This window comes from Streptomyces sp. NPDC032940 (genome assembly GCF_040636935.1).
In the GTDB taxonomy this organism is placed as follows: domain Bacteria; phylum Actinomycetota; class Actinomycetes; order Streptomycetales; family Streptomycetaceae; genus Streptomyces.
On record NZ_JBEZVJ010000017.1, the window covers coordinates 120451 to 142076 of the forward strand.

Sequence of the window (21626 nt, forward strand, 5' to 3'; positions counted from 1 at the left end):
GACCGGGTTAGCACGGTCGCGAACGATCCGTGACTTCCATGGTGTACCCGAGAGCCTTCTCAGGCAAACCCACACGCCCCACCTTACGCCGAATGGGCTGCGCCTATGCTCGGGGTCGTGGAAAACCACTCCTCGCCCCGTACCGCGGCCTTCTTCGACCTGGACAAGACGGTCATTGCGAAGTCGAGCACACTCACCTTCAGCAAGTCGTTCTACCAAGGCGGGCTGATCAACCGCAGGGCCGCCCTGCGCACCGCCTATACCCAGTTCGTCTTCCTTGCGGGCGGCGCCGACCACGACCAGATGGAGCGGATGCGCGAGTACCTGTCCGCGCTCTGCCGCGGCTGGAACGTCCAGCAGGTCAAGGAGATCGTCGCCGAGACGCTGCACGACCTCATCGACCCCATCATCTACGACGAGGCGGCGTCCCTGATCGAGGAGCACCACACCGCCGGCCGTGACGTCGTGATCGTCTCCACGTCGGGCGCCGAGGTGGTCGAACCGATCGGCGAGCTGCTCGGGGCGGACCGGGTGGTGGCGACCCGCATGATCGTCGGCGACGACGGCTGCTTCACCGGTGAGGTGGAGTACTACGCCTACGGCCCGACCAAGGCCGAGGCGATCCGCGAGCTGGCCACGTCCGAGGGATACGACCTCGCCCGCTGCTACGCGTACAGCGACTCGGCGACCGATCTGCCGATGCTCGAGGCCGTGGGCCATCCGCACGCCGTCAACCCGGACCGGGCCCTGCGGCGTGAGGCGGTCGCGCGCGAATGGCCGATTCTCGATTTCCACCGGCCCGTCCGGCTCAAGCAGCGGATCCCGGGCTTCTCCGTACCCCCGCGTCCGGCCCTCGTCGCCGCCGCCGCGATAGGGGCCGCGGCGGCCACCGCGGGCCTCGTCTGGTACGCGAGCCGACGCCGGACGGCAGTGGCCTGATCCGGGCCCTTCCACCCGTGTTCGACCGCGGAAGCAAAGAAGTGCGGCTAGGGCTTCCGCTTGTTCCGGGCCAGGAGTACAAAGGAATCAACGGCCCGCGAGACCAGGGACATCCGAAAGGATCACCTCACAACGCAGTCGGCCCCACGGACCGAGCATGAACACGGCGTACCCACGCGACGTCGACCCGTCGATTACGGGCCAGCCGCACCAGGTGACGGGCAAAGTCCCGACCTGATGGGCATATATCGAGGACGCTTGGTAACGCGGTGAACATGCCAGCGGCGGTACGAATTCTCGTACCGCCGCATTACTCTGTGCCGCGCCGCCGCGCCGCCCCGACGGGCGCACCGCCGCGCGCCGCCGCGCCTCCCCGTCGCAGCGGCCTCACCGCCGACGAAGGCCTACGCCGCTCCGCGCTGCAGCGCCTCGCACACCGCCGTCGACTCGCGCGCGCCCAGCTCCACCGCCCTGCCGCAGTGCGCGATCCAGGCGGCCATGCCCTCGGGAGTACCGGAGACGTAGCCGTCGAGGGCCGCCAGGTAGGCCGCTCGGCCCAGCTCGGCGTGCCCGACCTCGGCGGCGCAGACCGACTTCGGGTCCAGGCCGCTGCCGACCAGGACGATGCGCTCGGCCGCCCGCGCGACCAGGCCGTTGTGCGAGGTGAAGGGACGCAGGGCCAGGAGCTCGCCGTGCACGACCGCGGCGGTCACCAGCGCGGGGGCGGAACCCCCCGCGATGACCAGCTCGGCCAGGCCGTCCAGGCGGCCGTGCGTCTCCGCGGCGCCCGGCAGCGGCAGCTCGACGAGCGGTTCGTCCACCGGCTCGCCCTCCTGGCGCGGCCGCCCCACCTGATCGGCCTTGTCCGCGGCCGCCACCAGGTGCAGCCGGGCCAGCACCCGCAGCGGGGACTGGCGCCAGATGGACAGCAGCTGCCCCGCCTCGGCGGTCAGCCGCAGGGCCGCGCCCACGGTGCGCGCCTCGTCGTCGCCGCTGAAGTCGGTCCGCCGGCGCACCTCCTCCAGTGCCCAGTCGGCTCCGGACAGCGCCGCCGAACCCCGGGCGCCGCGCAGCGCCGCCTCGGACGTGATCTCGTTGCTGCGCCGTCGCATGATCCGGTGCCCGTAGACCCGGTCCACGGCCTTGCGTACGGACTCCACGCTCTCGGCCACACCGGGAAGCGAGCCCAGGGCCGCGAGCGGATCGGCGGCCGCGCCTGTCGTACTCATGGGTACGACCCTACGCACCCCGGCGCCCCGCCCCACGAATGAGTGGTCTTCTTCACGCACCTCCAGGCATTCCTGACACGTACAGCTAACGCTCCACTACGCTTGGTGAACATGAAAATTGCTTTCGTCGGGAAGGGCGGCAGCGGCAAGACCACCCTGTCCTCCCTGTTCATCCGTCATCTCGCCGCCACCGGCGCACCCGTCGTCGCGATCGACGCCGACATCAACCAGCACCTGGGGGCCGCGCTGGGCCTCGACGAGGCGGACGCGGCCGGCCTGCCCTCGATGGGCGACCACCTGCCGCTGATCAAGGACCATCTGCGCGGCACCAATCCGCGCATCGCCTCCGCGGACAAGATGATCAAGACGACGCCGCCCGGCGAGGGCTCGCGGCTGCTGCGGGTCCGCGAGGAGAACCCGGTCTACGACGCCTGCGCCCGGCCGGTGGAACTCGACGGCGGCACCGTTCGTCTGATGGTCACCGGGCCCTTCACCGAGGCCGATCTGGGAGTCGCCTGCTACCACTCCAAGACCGGGGCGGTCGAGCTGTGCCTGAACCACCTGGCCGACGGCCGTGACGAGTACGTCGTGGTCGACATGACGGCGGGTTCCGACTCGTTCGCCTCCGGCATGTTCACCCGCTTCGACGTCACGTTCCTCGTCGCCGAGCCGACCCGGAAAGGGGTCTCCGTCTACCGCCAGTACAAGGAGTACGCCCGTGACTTCGGCGTCACCCTGAAGGTCGTCGGCAACAAGGTGCAGGGGCAGGACGACCTCGATTTCCTGCGCGAGGAGGTCGGGGACGACCTGCTGACGGCTGTCGGACACTCGGACTGGGTGCGCGCCATGGAGAAGGGCCGTCCGCCCCGGTTCGAGCTCCTGGAGGACGCCAACCGCCGGGCGGTGGGCGTGCTGCACACGGCCGCGGACGCGACGTACGGACTGCGTGACTGGGAGCGTTACACGCGCCAGATGGTGCACTTCCACCTGAAGAACGCCCGGAGCTGGGGCGACGAGCGGACCGGGACCGACCTCGCCGCGCAGGTCGATCCCGGTTTCGTCCTCGGCGAGGAGGTCGCCGCCCCGGCGTGACTCCTACCGCTTGTCCGCCGGCGCCCCGGGCACGCCCTTCGGCGCCGGCGCCGGGTCGGCCGACAGGAAGGACGCCCAGCCCTTCTTGGGGGCCTCGCCGACGCCCAGGGTGCGCAGCTTCTTCAGGACCTTCGGGTCCTGGGCGTCCAGCCAGTCCGCGAGCTGCCGGAAGGAGACGCAGCGCACCTCTTCCTTGGTGCACACCTTCTCGACGACCTCCTCGACGGCCCGCATGTAGGTGCCGCCGTTCCAGGACTCGAAGTGGTTGCCGATGATCAGCGGTGCGCGGTTGCCGTCGTAGGCCCGCTGGAAGCCCTGCAGCAGGCTGTCGCGCATCTGGTCGCCCCAGAACTCCCGCTTGGCGGGGTCGCCCTGGGTGGCGGTGCCGGACTGGTTGACCATGAAGTTGTAGTCCATCGTGAGCTGCTCGTAGGAGTGCCCGGGGAACGGGACGAGCTGCATCGACAGGTCCCACAGTCCGTACTTCTTCGTCGGCCAGACCTGGTTGTTCACGCCGCTGCTGTCGTAGCGGAAGCCCATCTGGCTCGCGGCCCGCATGAAGTTCTCCTGGCCCTCCAGGCACGGGGTGCGGGCGCCGATCAGCTCCTTGTCGTAGTCGAAGGGCAGCGGTGAGGCGTTCTTCAGACCGGTGTTGGTCTTCCAGGTCTTCACGAACTGCTTGGCCTGGCTGATCTCGCTCTTCCACTCGTCGACCGACCACTCGCCGACGCCGCCGCCGGCACCGCAGAAGTGCCCGTTGAAGTGGGTGCCGATCTCATTGCCCTCCAGCCACGCCTGCCGCAGCTGCGTGACGGTGTCGGTGATGCCCTCCTCGTCGTTGAAGCCGATGTCGGAGCGGCCCGGGGAGTGCTGCGGCGGCTGGTACAGGTCCGCCCTCTCCTTCGGCAGCATGTACACGCCGCTCAGGAAGTACGTCATGGTGGCGTTGTTCTCCTTGGCCACCTCGCGGAAGTGGGAGAACAGCTTCTGGCTGTCCTCGCCGGCCCCGTCCCACGAGAACACCACGAACTGCGGGGGCTTCTGACCGGGCTTGAGCCGTTCGGGCCGGGGCAGATGGGGCTGCGCGCCGGTGTAGGCCGTCGAGCCGTCACCGATCAGCCGTACCGCGTTCTTGGGCGCCGGCGCCGCTTTCCCCTTCTCCGGGCCGTGCGTCCCCTGGTCGGAATGGTTGCCGCTGGTGCCGATCGCGCAGCCGGCGAGGGACGCGGCGCAGACCGCGGCGATCACGACGCGCGTGGCGATCCTCTGGGTGGCGGCCATGTTCCGCCCACCTTCTTCCTTCTCTCGGGCCAACGCCGACGAGGGCGATGTCGGGTGCTGAACCGGGGCGTGCCGTCAGCGCCGTCAAGGTGGCACGAGACCGAGAAGGAATTAATACGACAAGCCGATGAAAAGACCGATTCACTCTCGAGAGCGGCCTATTACGCCATATGCGCGAAAAGACTATGCCTCCTCTTTACTCTGAATTACGATCTGTTTACTGAGCGCAATCAGCAAGCGCTGAGGCGTCCCGCCGCTGTACGCCGTGACCCACGGCCGCGACACCTCCCCCGCCGAGCGGGGGACCCCCTGACCGCGACCGCGCAGCCCCGGAGGAGACGGGAAACATGTCAGCCTGCGTCCCCGCCCGCGCCGATTCGGCCCGGACCGAGCACGTCCATCCACCGCACAGCCCACCGCCCGGACGGCCCCGGCGATTCCGCATCGCGGGCGCCGACGTCTCGGCCTCGATCGCGGTCTTCCTGATCGCCCTCCCCCTGTCCCTGGGCATCGCCCTCGCCACCGGCGCCCCTCTCCAGGCCGGCCTCGTCGCCGCCGCCGTGGGCGGGATCGTCGCCGGCAAGCTCGGCGGCTGCCCCCTCCAGGTCAGCGGACCCGCGGCCGGACTCACCGTGGTCACGGCCGACCTCATCCAGCGCTACGGCTGGCGCACGACCTGCGCCATCACCGTCTTCGCCGGCCTCGCCCAACTGGGACTGGGCTGTCTACGCGTGGCCCGCACCGCCCTCGCCGTCAGCCCCGCCATCGTGCACGGCATGCTCGCCGGCATCGGCGTCACCATCGCCGTCGCCCAGCTCCACATCGTCCTCGGCGGCACCCCGCAGAGCGCGGTCCCCGACAACCTGCGTGCCCTACCCGCCCAGTTGGCGGACGTGCACCCCGCCGATCTCGCCGTGAGCATGCTGACCCTGAGCCTGCTCCTGCTCTGGCCCCACGTCCCCGGCCGGGCCGGGGAGCTGCTGGGCAAGGTGCCCGCCGCCCTGGTCGCCGTCGCCGGTGCCACCGCGGTCGCCGCACTTGCCGGGCTCCGGCTGCCCAAGGTCGACCTGCCCTCCTGGAGCAGCCACGCCCTGGCCACCCTGCCCGACGGTCCGGTGCTCGGTCTCGTCGCGGCTGTCCTCACCACCACGCTCGTGTGCAGCGTGCAGTCCCTGCTCGGCGCGGTCGCCGTGGACAAGCTCGCCGCCGGCCGGCCAGGTCTGACGGGCCACGTGAAACGCTCCGACCTGGACCGCGAACTGCTCGGCCAGGGAGCCGCCAACATCGCCTCGGGAGCACTCGGCGGGCTGCCCATCGCCGGTGTGGCCGTGCGCAGTTCGGCGAATGTGCAAGCCGGTGCCGTCAGCCGGAACTCCACGATGCTGCACGGCGTTCTCGTAGTGATCGCCGCACTCCTGATGGTCCCGGCCCTGGAGCTCATCCCGCTCGCCTCCCTCGCCGCCCTGGTCATGGCCGTCGGCCTGAAGATGGTGTCCCTGAACCACATCCGCACGGTGACCCGCCACCGTGAGGTGCTGGTCTACGCGGTCACCACCTGCGGCGTGGTGTTCCTCGGCGTTCTGGAGGGCGTCGCCCTGGGCATCGCCGTGGCCGTCGCGGTCGCCCTGCACCGGCTGACCCGCACCCGCATCACACACGTCGACACGGAGGGAGTTCATCACGTACATGTCCGGGGCCAGTTGACGTTCCTGGCGGTGCCACGGCTCAGCAGAGTCCTGCACCAGGTGCCCCACGGTGCCGATGCCGTCGTGGAGCTGGACGGATCGTTCATGGACCACGCGGCGTACGAAACGCTCCAGGACTGGCAGAAGACGCACACCGCGCAGGGCGGCTCCGTCGAGGTCACCGGCCGTCGTCCCGGCCTCCGCATCTCCGAGCCGGCCGACACGGACGGCTGCCGCTGTCGCCCCTGGACGCCCTGGCGCAACCACCAGTGCGAACGCCCGCAGACGGTGCCCGTGCGTCCGCTCGGCGACGACCGGCACTCCGGCCTCCAGGGCACCGGCACGGCCGCCGACGGGACCGGTGGGACGAAGGCCCCCCGCGGAACCGGCAGAGCCGACGGACCGAGCGGCTCCAGCGGACGCGAACTGGCACGCGGCATCAGCGCGTTCCACCGCAACACCGCGCCGCTGATGCGCGGCGAGCTGGCCCGGCTGGCGCGCGAGGGACAGCAGCCCTCCCAGCTGTTCCTCGCCTGTGCCGACTCCCGGCTGGTCACGTCGATGATCACCTCCAGCGGCCCCGGCGACCTCTTCGTCGTGCGCAATGTGGGCAACCTCGTGCCGCTGCCCGGCGAGGAGAGCGGTGACGACTCGGTCGCCGCCGCGATCGAGTACGCCGTGGACGTGCTGAAGGTGCGGAACATCACGGTGTGCGGCCACTCGGGGTGCGGGGCCATGCAGGCACTGCTCAGCACCGACACCGGGGGCGCGCGCACGCCGCTGGGGCGGTGGTTGCGGCACGGGGCGCCGAGCCTGCGGCGGCTCTCCGAGGACGAGGACTCCTGGATCCGCCTCGCGGGACGGCTACCGGTCGACGCGGCCGAGCAGCTCTGCCTGGCCAACGTCGTCCAGCAGTTGGAGCACCTGCGCGCCCACGAGTCGGTGTCACGAGCGCTGGCCGACGGGGAGCTGGAGCTGCACGGCATGTACTTCCACGTCGGCGAGGCCCAGGCGTACCTGCTCACCGAGGAGGAGGGAGCCGGGCGGTTCGAGCTGGTGCGGGAGGCCGACCTGACCGCCTGAACCGCCGGGGAGCCGGCGGACGCGGAGTGTGAGAGGCGTTACACACGCTGAACCCCGCGCCGCCGGCGCCCGTGGGTACGGGTGACCACTGGCCACGGAGCCGACGGACGGCCACGACAGGTCTAAACCAATTGCCTGTCGGCCCTTGTCATCGGCCCCTCGGGTCTGATGAGGTGTGGCCTGGGACACAACGGACAACCCTGAGAAAGGGAGATGTCGTGAGCAACGATTCCTTGGCCAACCTCTTGAAGGAGGAGCGACGCTTCGCGCCGCCCGCTGACCTGGCCGCCAACGCCAACGTCACGGCGGAGGCGTACGAACAGGCCAAGGCTGACAGGCTCGGCTTCTGGGCCGAGCAGGCCCGCCGACTGACCTGGGCGCAGGAGCCGACCGAGACCCTGGACTGGTCCAACCCGCCGTTCGCCAAGTGGTTCCAGGACGGCAGGCTCAACGTCGCGTACAACTGCGTCGACCGCCACGTGGAGGCCGGGAACGGCGACCGCGTCGCCATCCACTTCGAGGGCGAGCCCGGCGACAGCCGCGCCATCACCTACGCCCAGCTCAAGGACGAGGTCTCCAAGGCCGCCAATGCGCTGCTGGAGCTGGGCGTGCGCAAGGGCGACCGGGTGGCCGTCTACATGCCGATGATCCCGGAGACGGCGATCGCGATGCTGGCCTGCGCCCGCATCGGCGCCGCCCACTCGGTCGTCTTCGGCGGCTTCTCCTCCGACGCGCTCGCGACCCGCATCCAGGACGCCGACGCCCGCGTCGTCATCACCTCCGACGGCGGCTACCGGCGCGGCAAGCCCTCCGCCCTCAAGCCCGCCGTCGACGAGGCCGTCGAGCGCGCCGGGAACGTCGAGCACGTGCTCGTCGTCCGCCGCACCGGCCAGGAGGTCGCCTGGGACGACTCCCGCGACAAGTGGTGGCACGAGACCGTCGACCGGCAGTCCGCCGAGCACACGCCGGAGGCGTTCGACGCCGAGAACCCGCTGTTCATCCTGTACACCTCCGGCACGACGGGCAAGCCCAAGGGCATCCTGCACACCTCGGGCGGCTACCTCACGCAGACCGCGTACACGCACTGGGCGGTCTTCGACCTCAAGCCGGAGACCGACGTCTACTGGTGCACCGCCGACGTCGGCTGGGTCACCGGGCACTCGTACATCGTCTACGGCCCGCTCGCCAACGGCGCGACCCAGGTCATGTACGAGGGCACCCCGGACACCCCGCACCAGGGCCGCTTCTGGGAGATCGTGCAGAAGTACGGCGTGACGATCCTCTACACCGCGCCCACCGCGATCCGGACGTTCATGAAGTGGGGCGACGACATCCCCGCGAAGTTCGACCTGTCCTCCCTGCGCGTGCTGGGATCGGTCGGCGAGCCGATCAACCCCGAGGCGTGGGTCTGGTACCGGAAGACCATCGGCGCGGACGCCACTCCCGTGGTCGACACCTGGTGGCAGACGGAGACCGGCGCGATGATGATCTCGCCGCTGCCGGGCGTCACCGAGGCCAAGCCGGGCTCCGCCCAGCGCCCGCTCCCCGGCATCTCCGCCACCGTCGTCGACGACGAGGCGAACGAGGTTCCGAACGGCGGTGGCGGCTACCTGGTCCTCACCGAGCCGTGGCCGTCGATGCTGCGCACCATCTGGGGCGACGACCAGCGGTTCATCGACACCTACTGGTCGCGCTTCGAGGGCAAGTACTTCGCGGGCGACGGCGCCAAGAAGGACGACGACGGCGACATCTGGCTGCTGGGCCGCGTGGACGACGTGATGCTCGTGTCCGGGCACAACATCTCCACCACCGAGGTCGAGTCTGCCCTCGTCTCCCACCCGTCGGTCGCCGAGGCGGCCGTGGTCGGCGCGGCGGACGAGACGACCGGCCAGGCCATCGTGGCGTTCGTGATCCTGCGCGGCACGGCGGCGGAGACCGACGACCTGGTCGCCGAGTTGCGCAACCACGTCGGCGCCACCCTCGGGCCGATCGCCAAGCCCAAGCGGATCCTGCCGGTGGCCGAGCTGCCGAAGACCCGCTCCGGCAAGATCATGCGCCGCCTCCTGCGCGACGTGGCGGAGAACCGCGCCCTGGGCGACGTCACCACCCTGACCGACAGCAGCGTGATGCAGCTGATCCAGGACAAGCTCCCGGCGGCGCCGAGCGAGGACTGATCCGCGGGACTGAAGCAGCGGACCGAGGGGCACCCGGCGCACGAGCCGCCGGGTGCCCCTGCGCGCGGGGGCGTCCCACGGTGCGGACCGTGCGGCCCTTCCGTTCGCGCCGAGGCGATCCGTTAGGTACGCTAAGCAACGCGTAAGTGTCATCACAAGATCGTCATCGCTAGCTACTCATGGTGCGCCGGGAAGTCTGGTCGGCACGAGTTCCGTGCTGCCCATCGACCGGAGGTCCCCGTGACGTCGCCCCGCACCCCCCGTAAGGCCTTCGGCCGGCTCTCGCTCCCGGAGCGGACCTACCTCACGGACGCGCTGCGCACCGAGACCGTCGGCGGGGTCCTGCTGCTCGTCGCCGCGGTCGCCGCGCTGATCTGGGCGAACGTCCCGGCGCTGCACGACAGCTATGAGAGCGTCAGCCACTTCCACCTGGGCCCCGGGGCCCTCGGCCTGAACCTGTCCGTCGAGCACTGGGCTGCGGACGGACTGCTGGCCGTCTTCTTCTTCGTCGCCGGCATCGAGCTCAAGCGCGAGCTGGTCGCGGGCGACCTCAAGGATCCGAAGGCCGCCGCGCTGCCGGTGGTGGCCGCCCTGTGCGGCATGGCCGTCCCGGCGCTCGTCTACACGCTCACCAACACCGCGGGCGGCGGATCGCTCGCCGGCTGGGCCGTGCCCACCGCCACCGACATCGCCTTCGCGCTCGCCGTGCTGGCCGTCATCGGCACGTCCCTGCCCAGCGCCCTGCGTGCCTTCCTGCTGACGCTCGCCGTCGTCGACGACCTCTTCGCCATCCTGATCATCGCGGTCTTCTTCACCGAGGACCTGAACTTCGCCGCCCTCGGCGGCGCGGCCGTCGGCCTCGTCGTCTTCTGGCTGCTGCTCCGCAAGGGCGTGCGCGGCTGGTACGTGTACGTCCCGCTCGGGCTCGTCGTCTGGGCCCTGATGTACAACAGCGGCATCCACGCCACCATCGCGGGCGTCGCGATGGGCCTGATGCTGCGCTGCCACACCCGCGAGGGCGAGGAGCACTCGCCCGGCGAGCACATCGAGCACCTGGTGCGCCCGCTGTCGGCCGGTCTGGCGGTACCGCTGTTCGCGCTGTTCAGCGCGGGTGTCGCCCTCTCCGGCGGCGCACTGGCCGACGTGTTCACCAAGCCGGAGACGCTCGGCGTCGTGCTCGGACTCGTGATCGGCAAGACGCTCGGCATCTTCGGCGGCACCTGGCTCACCGCGCGCTTCACCCGGGCCTCGCTCAGCGACGACCTCGCCTGGGCCGACGTGTTCGCCGTGGCGACCCTGGCCGGCATCGGATTCACCGTCTCCCTGCTCATCGGCGAGCTGGCCTTCGAGGGCGACGCGGTGATGACCGACGAGGTCAAGGCCGCCGTGCTGACCGGCTCGGTCGTCGCGGCGACCCTGGCGACCGTGCTGCTGAAGATCCGGAACTCCAAGTACCGCCGCATGACCGAGGAGGAGGAGCGCGACGACGACCTCAGCGGCGTACCGGACGTCTACGAGGAGGACGACCCGGCGTACCACCTGCGGATGGCGGCCATCTACGAGCGGAAGGCCGCCGAACACCGGCGGATCGCCGAGGAGAAGGAGTCGGCACGGCTTGCCGAAGTGCCGGGCGGGGCAGGCGACGAGGGCGACGGTCCGGCATGATCTGACGAGACGGTACAAAAGACGGGACCGTTCGCGATCGGACAGAAGACGACCGCCACGGAACCGTAGGCAGCAAGCCAGCAGAAGAGGGAGACCGCGATGAGCGCACCCGACGGCAGCCCGGTCGGCGCCGAACGCAGCATCGGCCAGCTGTTCGCCTCGGCGACCACCGAATTGTCGGCGCTGGTGCACGACGAGATCGCGCTGGCCAAGGCGCAGCTGAGGCAGGACGTGAAGCGCGGGGTGACCAGCGGGGGCGCGTTCTCGCTGGCGGGCCTGCTGCTGGTGTTCTCGCTGCCGATGCTGAACTTCGCGCTGGCCTACGGGATCCGGACCTGGAGCGGCTGGAACCTCGCGGTCTGCTTCCTGCTGTCCTTTGCGGCGAACGTGCTGATCGCCGGTCTCCTCGCGCTGATCGGCGTCGCCTTCGCCAAGAAGGCCAAGAAGGGCCGCGGCCCGCAGAAGGTCGCCGCCTCCGTGAAGCAGTCGGCCGGCGTCCTGCAGAACGCCAAGCCCCATCCGCGCCCGGAGCTCCCGGCCGACCGGTCCCCCGAGGCCATCGAGGCTGTGGCACGCTCGTCCTCATGACGGACCCCGCCACTCCATCGGCGCAACCCACCTCGGTCGTACGGCTCGACATCCCCGGCGGGCACGAAGTGACCCACCGGGACGTCGCCGCCAACGGCGCCCGCTTCCACATCGCCGAGCTCGGTGACGGACCGCTGGTGCTGCTGCTGCACGGCTTCCCTCAGTTCTGGTGGACCTGGCGGCACCAGCTGACGGCCCTGGCCGACGCCGGTTTCCGCGCGGTCGCCATGGACCTGCGGGGCGTCGGCGGCAGCGACCGCACACCGCGCGGCTACGACCCCGCGGGCCTCGCCCTGGACATCACCGGCGTGATCCGCTCCCTCGGCGAGCCGGACGCCGCGCTGGTCGGCCACGACCTCGGCGGCTACCTCGCCTGGACGGCCGCGGCGATGCGGCCCAAGCTCGTGCGGCGGCTCGCGGTGTCGTCGATGCCGCACCCGAGGCGCTGGCGCTCGGCCATGCTCGGGGACGTCCGGCAGACCCGGGCCGGCTCCTACATCTGGGGTTTCCAGCGGCCCTGGATCCCGGAGCGGCAGCTGACCGCGGACGACGGCGCGCTGGTCGGCCGGCTGATCCGGGACTGGTCGGGGCCGCGGCTGCCGGACGACGAGGCGGTGGAGGCCTACCGCCGGGCCATGTGCATCCCGTCCACGGCGCACTGCTCCGTCGAGCCGTACCGCTGGCTGGTGCGTTCCCTCGCCCGTCCCGACGGCGTCCAGTTCTACCGCCGGATGAAGCGGCCGGTGCGCGTGCCGACGCTGCATCTGCACGGCTCGCTCGACCCGGTGATGCGGACGCGCAGCGCGGCGGGATCCGGGCAGTACGTCGAAGCGCCCTACCGCTGGCGGCTGTTCGACGGGCTCGGGCACTTCCCGCACGAGGAGGATCCGGTCAGCTTCTCCACCGAACTGATCAACTGGCTGAAGGATCCCGAACCCGATCGGTGACCGAACGGACGCGTTCGGTATCCGAGCCGGAACGCTTTTCCTATGAACGGCCACTTGCCTCGCGCATAGGCCAATTGGGCGCCCCAGGAGCGGTTATCGACCTTGGGGCGGGGGCACAGGTCCCGGTATGGGCTGGACGCACGACTACAGTGACGTAGCACGCGACGGCCGCTCCACGAGCGGCGCGAGCACCCACCGACGCGGCGGCACCCCGCAACTGGCGGGGACCGATCTACGGGTGGGCATTCCGCGCATCCTGCGCCGCAGGGCCCGCTGGGTCTCCGTGCGCCTGCGCCATCCGCGCACCTGAGCGCACCGCGGCCCCACAGCCACGGCCACGGCGACAGCCACCGGGCCGGGCTTCCCCGGAGCTAGAGCGCGCAGCTGTCGCTGTCCACCTGCTGGTCGGCGGTGCGGCCCTCGGCGATGTCCTCGCGGATCTCGTCGGCGGTGAGCGCGTAACCGGTGTCCGGGTCGTCCAGGGACTTGGCGAAGACCACGCCGTAGACCTCGCCCTCGGGCGTCAGCAGCGGGCCGCCGGAGTTGCCCTGACGGACGATCGCGAACAGCGAGTAGACGTCGCGGCGCACCGTGTCCCGGTGGTAGATGTCCGGGCCGCTGGCCGTGATGCGCCCGCGCACCCGGGCGGCGCGCACGTCGTATCCGCCGTTCTCCGGGAAGCCGGCGACGATCGCGTCGTCGTCCCGGTTCGCGTCCTCGTCCGTGAACCGCAGTGCGGGAGCCCGCAGTTCCGGCACGTCGAGGACGGCGATGTCGCGCTTCCAGTCGTAGAGGACGACCGTGGCGTCGTACTTGCGGCCCTCGCCGCCGATCTGCACGGTGGGCTCGTCGACGCCGCCCACCACATGGGCGTTGGTCATCACACGGCGCTCGGCGAAGACGAATCCGGTGCCCTCCAGGACCTTGCCGCAACCGGTGGCCGTGCCCATCACCTTGACGATGGAACGCTTGGCACGGGTGGCGACCGGGCTGTTGACGAGGGCCGGGTCGGGCGGCTGGACGTCGGTGATCGGCTCGTTGGAGAACGGGCTGAAGACCTGCGGGAAGCCGTTCTGCGCGAGGACCGAGGAGAAGTCCGCGAACCAGGTGTCGGCCTGCGCGGGCAGCGCGCGGGAGACGCCCAGCAGCACCTTGGAGCTGCGGACCTCCTTGCCGAGCGTCGGCAGTGTGGTGCCCGCGAGGGCGGAGCCGATGAGCCAGGCGACGAGGAGCATGGCGACCACGTTGACCAGGGCGCCGCCGGTGGCGTCCAGGGCGCGGGCCGGGGACCAAGTGATGTACCGGCGCAGCTTGTTGCCCAGATGGGTGGTCAGGGCCTGGCCGACGGAGGCACAGACGATGACGACGACCACCGCGACGACGGCGGCGGTCGTGCTCACCTCCGCCTTGTCCGTCAGGGCGTCCCAGGCGACCGGGAGCAGATAGACGGCGACGAGACCGCCGCCGAGGAAGCCGATCACGGACAGGATGCCGACCACGAAACCCTGGCGGTAGCCGACGATCGCGAACCAGACGGCGGCCAGCAGCAGCAGGATGTCCAGCACGTTCACTGATTCAGGCCTCGCCTCGTCGTCCTACGCTCACACCGGTCACCCTGTCATGACCGCCAGTCCAGCGGGACCTGCTTCTCCCTGTCCCAGGGCCGCTCCCAGCCCGCGAAGTGCAGCAACCGGTCGATGATCCCGGCGGTGAAGCCCCACACCAGGGTCGATTCGACCAGGAACGCCGGGCCCCGGTGGCCGCGGGGGTGGACGGCCGTGACCCGGTTGGCCGGGTCCGCGAGATCGGCCACGGGGACCGTGAAGACCCGCGCCGTCTCGTTCGGATCGACGACGCCGACGCGGCTGGGCTCGCGCCACCAGCCGAGCACGGGCGTGACGACGAAGCTGCTCACCGGGATGTACAGCTTGGGCAGGGCGCCGAAGAGCTGCACCCCGGCCGGGTCGAGGCCGGTCTCCTCCTCGGCCTCGCGCAGGGCGGCGCGCAGCGGGCCCTCGCCCTGCGGATCACCGTCCTCCGGGTCGAGGGAGCCGCCGGGGAACGAGGGCTGGCCCGCGTGCGACCGCAGCGAACTGGCCCGCTCCATGAGCAGCAGCTCGGGACCGCGGCCGCCCTCGCTCTCGGCCCGGCCCTCACCGAACAGGATCAGCACGGCCGACTGCCGCCCGGCGCCGTCGGCCGGGGGCAGGAAGCGGCTCAGCTGTCTCGGCTGCACCGTCCGCACGGCCCGCGCCACCGGCTCCAGCCAGCCGGGCAGGCCCGCCTCGCTGAGCGTCACGCTCTGTGCCTTGCCCGCTGTGTTGCCCGCCCGCGTCATCGCCACCCCCGTTCTGCCGTGTCCAACGCCCGACGCCCCCGAGAACGTTCCGTCATCCGGCCCCCAGCGGCGGCGCCGGGATGCCGCCCGCGTCCAGATAGGCCTGCGGGGGGTTGAGCCGCTGGCCGGGGAGGCCGCCCTTCTCGTACTTCAGCAGCTTCTTCGCCTTCTCGGGGTCCGTCTCGCCCTCCCCGTACGCCGGGCAGAGCGGGGCGATGGGGCAGGCCCCGCAGGCGGGCTTGCGGGCGTGGCAGATGCGGCGGCCGTGCCAGATCACGTGGTGGGACAGGTCCGTCCAGTCGCTCCTGGGGAACAGCGCGCCGACGGCGGCCTCGATCTTGTCCGGGTCGGTCTCCTCGGTCCACTGCCAGCGGCGCACCAGGCGCTGGAAGTGCGTGTCCACGGTGATGCCGGGGCGGCCGAAGGCGTTGCCGAGCACGACGAAGGCGGTCTTGCGGCCGACGCCGGGCAGCTTGACGAGGTCCTCGAGGCGGCCGGGGACCTCGCCGCCGAAGTCCTCGGACAGGGCCTTGGACAGCCCTATGACCGACCTGGTCTTGGCCCGGAAGAACCCGGTCGGGCGGAGGATCTCCTCGACCTCCTCCGGGTTGGCGGCGGCCAGGTCCTCGGGGGTGGGGTACTTGGCGAAGAGGGCGGGGGTCGTCTGGTTGACGCGCAGGTCGGTGGTCTGGGCGGAGAGCACCGTGGCCACCAGGAGCTGGAAGGGGTTCTCGAAGTCCAGTTCCGGGTGGGCGTACGGATACACCTCGGCGAGCTCGCGGTTGATGCGGCGGGCGCGGCGGACCAGGGCGGTGTGCGACTCGTGGCGCGGGGAGTGCGGGGCGATGGTCTTCGCGGGACCCACGCCCTCGACCGCGGCGGCGGCCTTCGCCGGGACGACGGCGGGCTTCTTGGCGGGCGCCTGCCGCTTGGCCGCCGCGGGCTTCCTGGCGGAGGCCGCCTTCTCGGCGGACGCCGGCTTCTTCGCCGGGGCGGTCTTCTTCGCGGACGCCGCCTTCTTGGCGGGAACGGTCTTCTTGGCCGACGCCGCCTTCTTCGCGGGGGCGGCCTTCTTCGCACCCGTCCTCTTCGCGGGCGCCGCCTTCTTCCCGGACGCGGCCGCGCCGGTGTCGGCGCCCTTCCCGGCGTCCTTCACGGCGTCCTGTTCGGCGTTCTTCTTCAAGGCACCCTTCTCCACGGTCACTCGCTTGGCAGGCGCCGCCTTCTTTGCCGTTTTCGCCGTTTTCCTACCGCCATCGGGACCCTGTTCGCCCACAGCGGAATCGCGACGTACAACCACCCGCGCAGCCCCCTAGGCCTGTGCTCTCACCGGCGATTTGGACACCCGGCCAGCCTACGACCCGGTACCGGCATCCGCCCCGGACCCTGAAGATCGGCGTCCAATTGGACCCCTGCCGCGTACCCCAGGACATGTGTGCGGCATCCTTGTGACAGATCACACTGTTTGGACTGTCCGGCAAAATGGGCACCACGGACCCCTGGTACACCGGGGGAACATGATCCTCTGAGCCGGTCGACAAGGAGAGAACTCGTGGACGACGTTCTGCGGCGCAACCCGCTCTTCGCGGCGCTCGACGACGAGCAATCCGCGGAGCTCCGCGCCTCCATGAGTGAGGTGACCCTCGCCCGGGGCGACTCGCTGTTCCACGAGGGCGACCCCGGAGACCGCCTCTACGTGGTCACGGAGGGCAAGGTCAAGCTCCACCGCACCTCCCCCGACGGCCGCGAGAACATGCTGGCCGTGGTCGGACCGAGCGAGCTGATCGGTGAGCTGTCGCTCTTCGACCCGGGCCCGCGCACGGCGACCGCCACCGCGCTGACCGAGGTCAAGCTGCTCGCCCTCGGTCACGGCGACCTCCAGCCCTGGCTGAACGTCCGTCCGGAGGTCGCCACCGCGCTGCTGCGCGCCGTCGCCCGCCGCCTGCGCAAGACCAACGACGCCATGTCGGACCTGGTCTTCTCGGACGTCCCCGGCCGCGTCGCCCGCGCCCTGCTGGACCTCTCGCGCCGCTTCGGCGTGCAGTCCGAGGAGGGCATCCACGTCGTGCACGACCTGACGCAGGAGGAGCTGGCCCAGCTGGTCGGCGCGTCCCGCGAGACGGTCAACAAGGCCTTGGCCGACTTCGCCCAGCGCGGCTGGCTCCGGCTGGAGGCCCGCGCCGTGATCCTGCTGGACGTGGAGCGGCTCGCCAAGCGCTCCCGCTGACGCGCCCGCAGGACTCGCGGGATCTACTCCGGCAGCTGGATGAGCCCGTGCTCGCCCAGGTACTCCAGCTGCGCCCGCACCGACAGCTCCGCCGCCGGCCACAGTGAGCGGTCGACGTCCGCGTACACGTGGGCGACGACCTCGCCCGGCGTGCGGTAGCCGTCCTCCACCGCCGTCTCGACCTGGGCGAGGCGGTGGGCCCGGTGGGCGAGGTAGAACTCGACGGCGCCCTGGGCGTCGTCCAGCACCGGCCCGTGTCCCGGCAGCACCGTGTGCACGCCGTCGTCGGCCGTGAGCGACCTGAGCCTGCGCAGCGAGTCCAAGTAGTCGCCCAGGCGCCCGTCGGGATGGGCCACCATCGTCGTACCGCGGCCCAGGACGGTGTCGCCCGTCAGGACCGCCCGGTCGGCCGGGAGATGGAAGCACAGGGAGTCCGCGGTGTGGCCCGGGGTCGGTACGACCCTCAGCTCCAGGCCGCCGACCGTGATCACGTCGCCCGCGGCCAGCCCCTCGTCGCCCAGACGCAGCGCCGGGTCCAGTGCCCGCACGTGCGTGCGCGTCAGCTCGGCGAAGCGTGCGGCGCCCTCGGCGTGGTCCGGGTGACCGTGCGTCAGCAGGGTGAGGGCGACGCGCTTGCCCGCGCGTTCGGCGGTGTCGACGACGTTGCGCAGGTGGGCGTCGTCCAGCGGGCCCGGGTCGACCACGACGGCCAGGTCCGAGTCGGGCTCGGCGAGGATCCAGGTGTTGGTGCCGTCCAGTGTCATCGCGGAGGCGTTGGGCGCGAGGACGTTCACCGCGCGCGCGGTGGCGGGCCCCGAGAGGACCCCTCCGCGCGGCTGGCCGGGCAGTGCTGCTGCGTCCGTCATGCGGGGGCTCCCCCGGTCGGGTCGGAAGGCGTGGCCGGCGTCGGCGTGGTGGCCGGGACGTGCTTGGTGAACTCGTCGTGCCCCGGCCAGGAGAGCACGATCTCGCCCTCGACCAGCCGCGCCCGGGCCAGTACGGGCGTCATGTCGCGGCCCGGCGCCGACGCGAGCGCCTCGGCCGCCGTGCCGCACTCCGCGAGGGCGCGCAGGGTCGCGACGGTCGGCGGCATCATCAGCAGCTCGCCCTTGTCGTACCCCGCCGTCGCGTCGGCCGGAGTGATCCACACCGTCCGGTCGGCCTCCGTGGAGGCGTTGCGCGTGCGCTGGCCCTCGGGGAGGACGGCCACGAAGAACCACGTGTCGTAGCGCCGGGACTCGAACTCCGGGGTGATCCAGCGGGCCCAGGCGCCCAGCAGGTCGGAGCGCAGGACGAGGCCCCTGCGGTCCAGGAACTCCGCGAAGGACAGGTCCCGGGCGACCAGGGCCGCGCGGTCGGCCTCCCAGTCCGCGCCCGTGGTGTCGCCGGCCACCGAGTCGGGGGTGGGCCCGGCGAGCAGGACGCCCGCCTCCTCGTACGTCTCCCGGACGGCCGCGCAGACGATCGCCTGGGCGCCGGCCTCGTCGACTCCGAGCCGGTCCGCCCACCACGCGCGCGTGGGGCCCGCCCAGCCGATGTCCCGGTCGTCGTCGCGCGGGTCGACCCCGCCGCCCGGGTAGGCGTAGGCGCCCCCGGCGAAGGCCATCGAGGTGCGGCGGCGCAGCATGTGGACGGCGGGGCCGGTGCCGGTGTCCTTGAGGAGCATGACGGTGGCCGCGCGCCGCGGCGTGACCGGGGTGAGCGTGCCGTCCGCGAGCGCGCGGATGCGCTCCGGCCACTCCGGGGGATACCACTGACCGTTCGCCTGACCGTTCGCCATGGCCGGAGGCTATCCGGTGACGGGCGGATGTTCGAGTGGCCCCCGGGACCGGGCGGGCGTCAGGAGGGCAGGCCGGTCAGCCACTCGGTGAGCAGCCGGCTGGTCTCCTCGGGGCGCTCCTGCTGGAGCCAGTGGCCGCAGCCCTCCAGGACGTGTGAGGCGCTGAGGCCGGGCAGCGTGACCGGGTACGCCTCGATCGCGTCGGACAGCCAGGTCGTGGAGGCGTCCAGGCCGCCGCCGAGGAACAGGGACGGCTGGGTGATCGGGGCGCCCTCGTGCACGGCCAGGTCGGCCCAGTCACGGTCCATGTTGCGGTAGCGGTTGAGGGCGCCGGTGAGGCCGGTGCGCTCGAACTCGCCGGCGTAGACGTCCAGGTCCTCCTCGGCCAGCCAGGAGGGCAGCCGCCCGGCGGCCGGGAACCGGTCGCGCATCCTGCCGCCGGGGGCGACGAAGTGCGGGTCGGGTGCGTCCGGGCCGGGCATGGTGTCGCCGGACAGGGCGGCGTAGAGGCCGGCGAGCCAGCCGCGTACGTCGGGTTCGATCTCGGCCTCGGCGCGGCCGGGCTCCTGGAAGTAGGAGACGTAGAACTCCTGGCCCGCCAAGGGCCCGGCGGGGTCGCTCATGCCGGCGAAGACCTCGCTGGGCTTCGGGCCGCCCGGCGGGGTGTACGGCACGCTCAGCAGGCCGACCGCGCGGAAGACGTCCGGTCGCAGCAGCGCGGAGGACGCGGCGATGTTCGCGCCCCAGTCGTGGCCGACGATCACGGCGGTGCGCTCTCCCAGGGCCTCGACCACGGCGACGTTGTCCGCCACCAGGTCGAGCATCCGGTACGCCTCGACGGCGTCCGGCCGCGAGGAGCGCCCGTAGCCGCGCACGTCGATCGCGGCGGCGCGGAACCCGGCGGCGGCCAGCGCGGGCAGCTGGTGGCGCCAGGAGTACCAGGACTCGGGGAATCCGTGCACCAGCAGGACCAGCGGCCCGCTGCCCTGCTCCACCAGGTGGATCCGGCCGGCCGGTGAGGGCACCAGCCGGTGGACGGCCCGGCCGGCGTCCCGGTCGGGGCGGTGGGTCTGCGGGTCGGTCACGGGCGGCTGCGGCACGGCTCCTCCTGACACGTACGTCGGTACGGTCCCGGAGCGGGCCGGGACCGTGGGCCGGGGACGGCTCGCGCGCCGTACCCGGGGCACCGATCCTGCGGGGCCTGAACCACCGGGGGCGAGGTTTGTTGCCGGTCCGGCAACAAGCCGGGCTGGGCCTGCCACGGCCGGGCCGGCTACGGCTGGGCCAGCTCCACCTGGATCTCGACCTCCACCGGAGCGTCCAGCGGCAGGACCGCCACGCCGACCGCGCTACGGGCGTGCACGCCCTTGTCGCCCAGGACGGCGCCGAGGAGCTCGCTGGCGCCGTTGATCACGCCGGGCTGGCCGGTGAAGTCGGCGGCGGACGCCACGAAGCCGACGACCTTGACCACGCGCGCGATGCGGTCGAGGTCACCGGCGACGGACTTGACGGCGGCCAGGGCGTTCAGCGCGCACGTGCGGGCCAGCTCCTTGGCCTCGTCCGCCGTGACCTCGGCGCCCACCTTGCCGGTGACCGCGAGCTTGCCCTCGATCATCGGGAGCTGGCCGGAGGTGTAGACGTACGGGCCGGACCGCACGGCCGGCTGGTAGGCGGCCAGCGGCGGGACGACCTCGGGCAGCGTCAGCCCGAGCTCGGCCAGCTTCTCCTCGACGGCGCTCATGCCTTCTCCCGCTTCAGGTAGGCCACGAGCTGCTCGGGGTTGTTCGGCCCGGGCACGACCTGGACGAGCTCCCAGCCGTCCTCGCCCCAGGTGTCCAGGATCTGCTTCGTGGCGTGGACGAGCAGCGGCACGGTTGCGTATTCCCACTTGGTCATGTGGCCGACTCTAGCCGCTGCCCGGGGCCCGGCAGACGGCCGACCGCGGCCACGTTCTCCACAGCCTCCGGCGTACTCGGCGGGCGGACTGGTTACGCTCGAATACGTGAGCAGGCTCCAGGTCGTCAGTGGCAAGGGCGGAACCGGCAAGACCACGGTGGCCGCGGCCCTCGCGCTGGCCCTGGCCACCGAGGGGAAGCGCGCGCTTCTCGTCGAGGTCGAGGGTCGCCAGGGCATCGCGCAGCTCTTCGAAACGGAGGCGCTGCCTTACGAGGAACGGAAGATCGCCGTCGCTCCCGGGGGCGGGGAGGTGTATGCCCTCGCCATCGACGCCGAACTGGCTCTTCTGGACTACCTCCAGATGTTCTACAAGCTGGGCAGTGCCGGACGGGCCCTGAAGAAGCTCGGCGCGATCGACTTCGCCACCACCATCGCGCCCGGTGTCCGGGACGTCCTGCTGACCGGCAAGGCCTGCGAGGCGGTCCGGCGCAAGGACAGGAGCGGGCGGTTCGCGTACGACTACGTCGTCATGGACGCGCCGCCCACGGGGCGCATCACGCGCTTCCTCAATGTGAACGACGAGGTCGCCGGGCTCGCCAAGGTGGGCCCGATACACAATCAGGCGCAGGCCGTGATGCGGGTGCTGAAGTCGCGGGAGACCGCCGTGCACCTGGTGACGCTGCTGGAGGAGATGCCGGTCCA

Annotated in this window: 20 protein-coding genes; 10 read left to right on the forward strand and 10 right to left on the reverse strand. The window is 71.5% G+C overall.

All coding sequences use genetic code 11. The features are described from left to right. Positions 1-105: 105 nt before the first annotated feature. Positions 106-939 carry an HAD-IB family hydrolase gene (locus AB0E77_RS21300; RefSeq protein ID WP_361572917.1) on the forward strand — a complete coding sequence of 278 codons (834 nt, stop codon included), beginning with the start codon at positions 106-108 and terminating at the stop codon, positions 937-939. 404 nt (positions 940-1343) lie between these two features. On the opposite strand, the gene AB0E77_RS21305 is transcribed toward AB0E77_RS21300, so the two are convergent. Then, the gene (locus AB0E77_RS21305; RefSeq protein ID WP_361572919.1) at positions 1344-2168 is read right to left on the reverse strand and encodes an oxidoreductase; all 825 of its coding nucleotides are present in this window, start codon (positions 2166-2168) and stop codon (positions 1344-1346) included. Between the two features lie 111 nt (positions 2169-2279). Here AB0E77_RS21305 and AB0E77_RS21310 point away from each other — a divergent pair, with 111 nt between their 5' ends. Next, positions 2280-3260, forward strand: a complete 981-nt coding sequence (locus AB0E77_RS21310) for an ATP-binding protein (RefSeq protein WP_361572921.1) — start codon at positions 2280-2282, stop codon at positions 3258-3260. A 3-nt stretch (positions 3261-3263) separates the two neighbouring features. Here AB0E77_RS21310 and AB0E77_RS21315 read toward each other — a convergent pair whose 3' ends face one another. Then, entirely contained in the window at positions 3264-4541 is a 1278-nt protein-coding gene (locus AB0E77_RS21315; RefSeq protein WP_361572923.1) for a hypothetical protein, read from the reverse strand. A 347-nt stretch (positions 4542-4888) separates the two neighbouring features. Here AB0E77_RS21315 and AB0E77_RS21320 point away from each other — a divergent pair, with 347 nt between their 5' ends. The 6 genes from AB0E77_RS21320 to AB0E77_RS21345 all read left to right on the forward strand — a co-directional run bounded on the left by AB0E77_RS21320 (position 4889) and on the right by AB0E77_RS21345 (position 12993). Then, entirely contained in the window at positions 4889-7309 is a 2421-nt protein-coding gene (locus tag AB0E77_RS21320) for a SulP family inorganic anion transporter (protein ID WP_361572925.1), read from the forward strand. Positions 7310-7527: 218 nt separating this feature from the next. Continuing rightward, a complete protein-coding gene (gene acs / locus AB0E77_RS21325) occupies positions 7528-9483 on the forward strand; it encodes an acetate--CoA ligase (RefSeq protein ID WP_361572927.1) in 1956 nt (651 codons plus the stop codon). A gap of 240 nt (positions 9484-9723) precedes the next feature. Further along, the gene (nhaA, locus tag AB0E77_RS21330; protein WP_361572929.1) at positions 9724-11148 is read left to right on the forward strand and encodes a Na+/H+ antiporter NhaA; all 1425 of its coding nucleotides are present in this window, start codon (positions 9724-9726) and stop codon (positions 11146-11148) included. Between the two features lie 99 nt (positions 11149-11247). Beyond that, positions 11248-11736: a phage holin family protein gene (locus AB0E77_RS21335; protein WP_361572931.1), complete on the forward strand. Its 489-nt coding sequence runs from the start codon at positions 11248-11250 to the stop codon at positions 11734-11736. Further along, entirely contained in the window at positions 11733-12683 is a 951-nt protein-coding gene (locus tag AB0E77_RS21340) for an alpha/beta hydrolase (protein ID WP_361572933.1), read from the forward strand. The genes AB0E77_RS21335 and AB0E77_RS21340 overlap by 4 nt, the downstream gene beginning before the upstream one ends. A 127-nt stretch (positions 12684-12810) precedes the next feature. Next, positions 12811-12993: a hypothetical protein gene (locus AB0E77_RS21345; protein WP_225637763.1), complete on the forward strand. Its 183-nt coding sequence runs from the start codon at positions 12811-12813 to the stop codon at positions 12991-12993. Positions 12994-13054: 61 nt separating this feature from the next. Here AB0E77_RS21345 and AB0E77_RS21350 read toward each other — a convergent pair whose 3' ends face one another. The 3 genes from AB0E77_RS21350 to nth are packed head-to-tail and all read right to left on the reverse strand — an operon-like array spanning position 13055 to position 16177. Then, positions 13055-14254: a MarP family serine protease gene (locus AB0E77_RS21350; RefSeq protein WP_361572935.1), complete on the reverse strand. Its 1200-nt coding sequence runs from the start codon at positions 14252-14254 to the stop codon at positions 13055-13057. Between the two features lie 47 nt (positions 14255-14301). Then, complete coding sequence (locus AB0E77_RS21355) at positions 14302-15021, reverse strand: CoA pyrophosphatase (protein ID WP_361572937.1); 720 nt, start codon at positions 15019-15021, stop codon at positions 14302-14304. A 52-nt stretch (positions 15022-15073) separates the two neighbouring features. Next, positions 15074-16177, reverse strand: coding sequence for an endonuclease III (nth, locus tag AB0E77_RS21360; RefSeq protein WP_361572961.1), 1104 nt, complete (start codon positions 16175-16177; stop codon positions 15074-15076). Positions 16178-16573: 396 nt separating this feature from the next. Here nth and AB0E77_RS21365 point away from each other — a divergent pair, with 396 nt between their 5' ends. Next, a complete protein-coding gene (locus AB0E77_RS21365) occupies positions 16574-17248 on the forward strand; it encodes a Crp/Fnr family transcriptional regulator (protein WP_019329813.1) in 675 nt (224 codons plus the stop codon). A 23-nt stretch (positions 17249-17271) separates the two neighbouring features. Here the strand turns inward: AB0E77_RS21365 and AB0E77_RS21370 are convergent, their stop codons facing one another. The 5 genes from AB0E77_RS21370 to AB0E77_RS21390 all read right to left on the reverse strand — a co-directional run bounded on the left by AB0E77_RS21370 (position 17272) and on the right by AB0E77_RS21390 (position 20924). After that, positions 17272-18114 carry an MBL fold metallo-hydrolase gene (locus AB0E77_RS21370; RefSeq protein WP_361572939.1) on the reverse strand — a complete coding sequence of 281 codons (843 nt, stop codon included), beginning with the start codon at positions 18112-18114 and terminating at the stop codon, positions 17272-17274. Beyond that, on the reverse strand, positions 18111-19028 hold the full coding sequence (locus AB0E77_RS21375; RefSeq protein WP_361572941.1) for an NUDIX hydrolase: 918 nt from the start codon (positions 19026-19028) through the stop codon (positions 18111-18113). Before AB0E77_RS21375 ends, AB0E77_RS21370 begins: the two co-directional genes overlap by 4 nt. 59 nt (positions 19029-19087) lie before the next feature. Continuing rightward, a complete protein-coding gene (locus tag AB0E77_RS21380; protein ID WP_361572943.1) occupies positions 19088-20128 on the reverse strand; it encodes an alpha/beta hydrolase in 1041 nt (346 codons plus the stop codon). Positions 20129-20301: 173 nt separating this feature from the next. Beyond that, positions 20302-20769 (reverse strand): RidA family protein, encoded by a 468-nt coding sequence (locus tag AB0E77_RS21385; protein WP_361572945.1) that lies wholly within the window; start codon positions 20767-20769, stop codon positions 20302-20304. Then, positions 20766-20924, reverse strand: coding sequence for a DUF4177 domain-containing protein (locus AB0E77_RS21390; protein ID WP_003967454.1), 159 nt, complete (start codon positions 20922-20924; stop codon positions 20766-20768). Before AB0E77_RS21390 ends, AB0E77_RS21385 begins: the two co-directional genes overlap by 4 nt. Before the next feature lie 106 nt (positions 20925-21030). Here AB0E77_RS21390 and AB0E77_RS21395 point away from each other — a divergent pair. After that, positions 21031-21626, forward strand: a 596-nt coding sequence (locus AB0E77_RS21395) for an ArsA-related P-loop ATPase (RefSeq protein WP_361572947.1), incomplete at its 3' end; no start/stop codon positions are given.

Coding starts and splice junctions, on each gene's coding strand:
- AB0E77_RS21375 (WP_361572941.1), bottom strand. CDS start 19,028: ATGGCGAACGGTCAGGCGAACGGTCAGTGGTATCCCCCGGAGTGGCCG.
- AB0E77_RS21305 (WP_361572919.1), bottom strand. CDS start 2,168: ATGAGTACGACAGGCGCGGCCGCCGATCCGCTCGCGGCCCTGGGCTCG.
- AB0E77_RS21390 (WP_003967454.1), bottom strand. CDS start 20,924: ATGACCAAGTGGGAATACGCAACCGTGCCGCTGCTCGTCCACGCCACG.
- AB0E77_RS21345 (WP_225637763.1), top strand. CDS start 12,811: ATGGGCTGGACGCACGACTACAGTGACGTAGCACGCGACGGCCGCTCC.
- AB0E77_RS21370 (WP_361572939.1), bottom strand. CDS start 18,114: ATGACGGACGCAGCAGCACTGCCCGGCCAGCCGCGCGGAGGGGTCCTC.
- AB0E77_RS21385 (WP_361572945.1), bottom strand. CDS start 20,769: ATGAGCGCCGTCGAGGAGAAGCTGGCCGAGCTCGGGCTGACGCTGCCC.
- AB0E77_RS21320 (WP_361572925.1), top strand. CDS start 4,889: ATGTCAGCCTGCGTCCCCGCCCGCGCCGATTCGGCCCGGACCGAGCAC.
- AB0E77_RS21355 (WP_361572937.1), bottom strand. CDS start 15,021: ATGACGCGGGCGGGCAACACAGCGGGCAAGGCACAGAGCGTGACGCTC.
- AB0E77_RS21340 (WP_361572933.1), top strand. CDS start 11,733: ATGACGGACCCCGCCACTCCATCGGCGCAACCCACCTCGGTCGTACGG.
- AB0E77_RS21335 (WP_361572931.1), top strand. CDS start 11,248: ATGAGCGCACCCGACGGCAGCCCGGTCGGCGCCGAACGCAGCATCGGC.
- AB0E77_RS21315 (WP_361572923.1), bottom strand. CDS start 4,541: ATGGCCGCCACCCAGAGGATCGCCACGCGCGTCGTGATCGCCGCGGTC.
- AB0E77_RS21310 (WP_361572921.1), top strand. CDS start 2,280: ATGAAAATTGCTTTCGTCGGGAAGGGCGGCAGCGGCAAGACCACCCTG.
- AB0E77_RS21300 (WP_361572917.1), top strand. CDS start 106: ATGCTCGGGGTCGTGGAAAACCACTCCTCGCCCCGTACCGCGGCCTTC.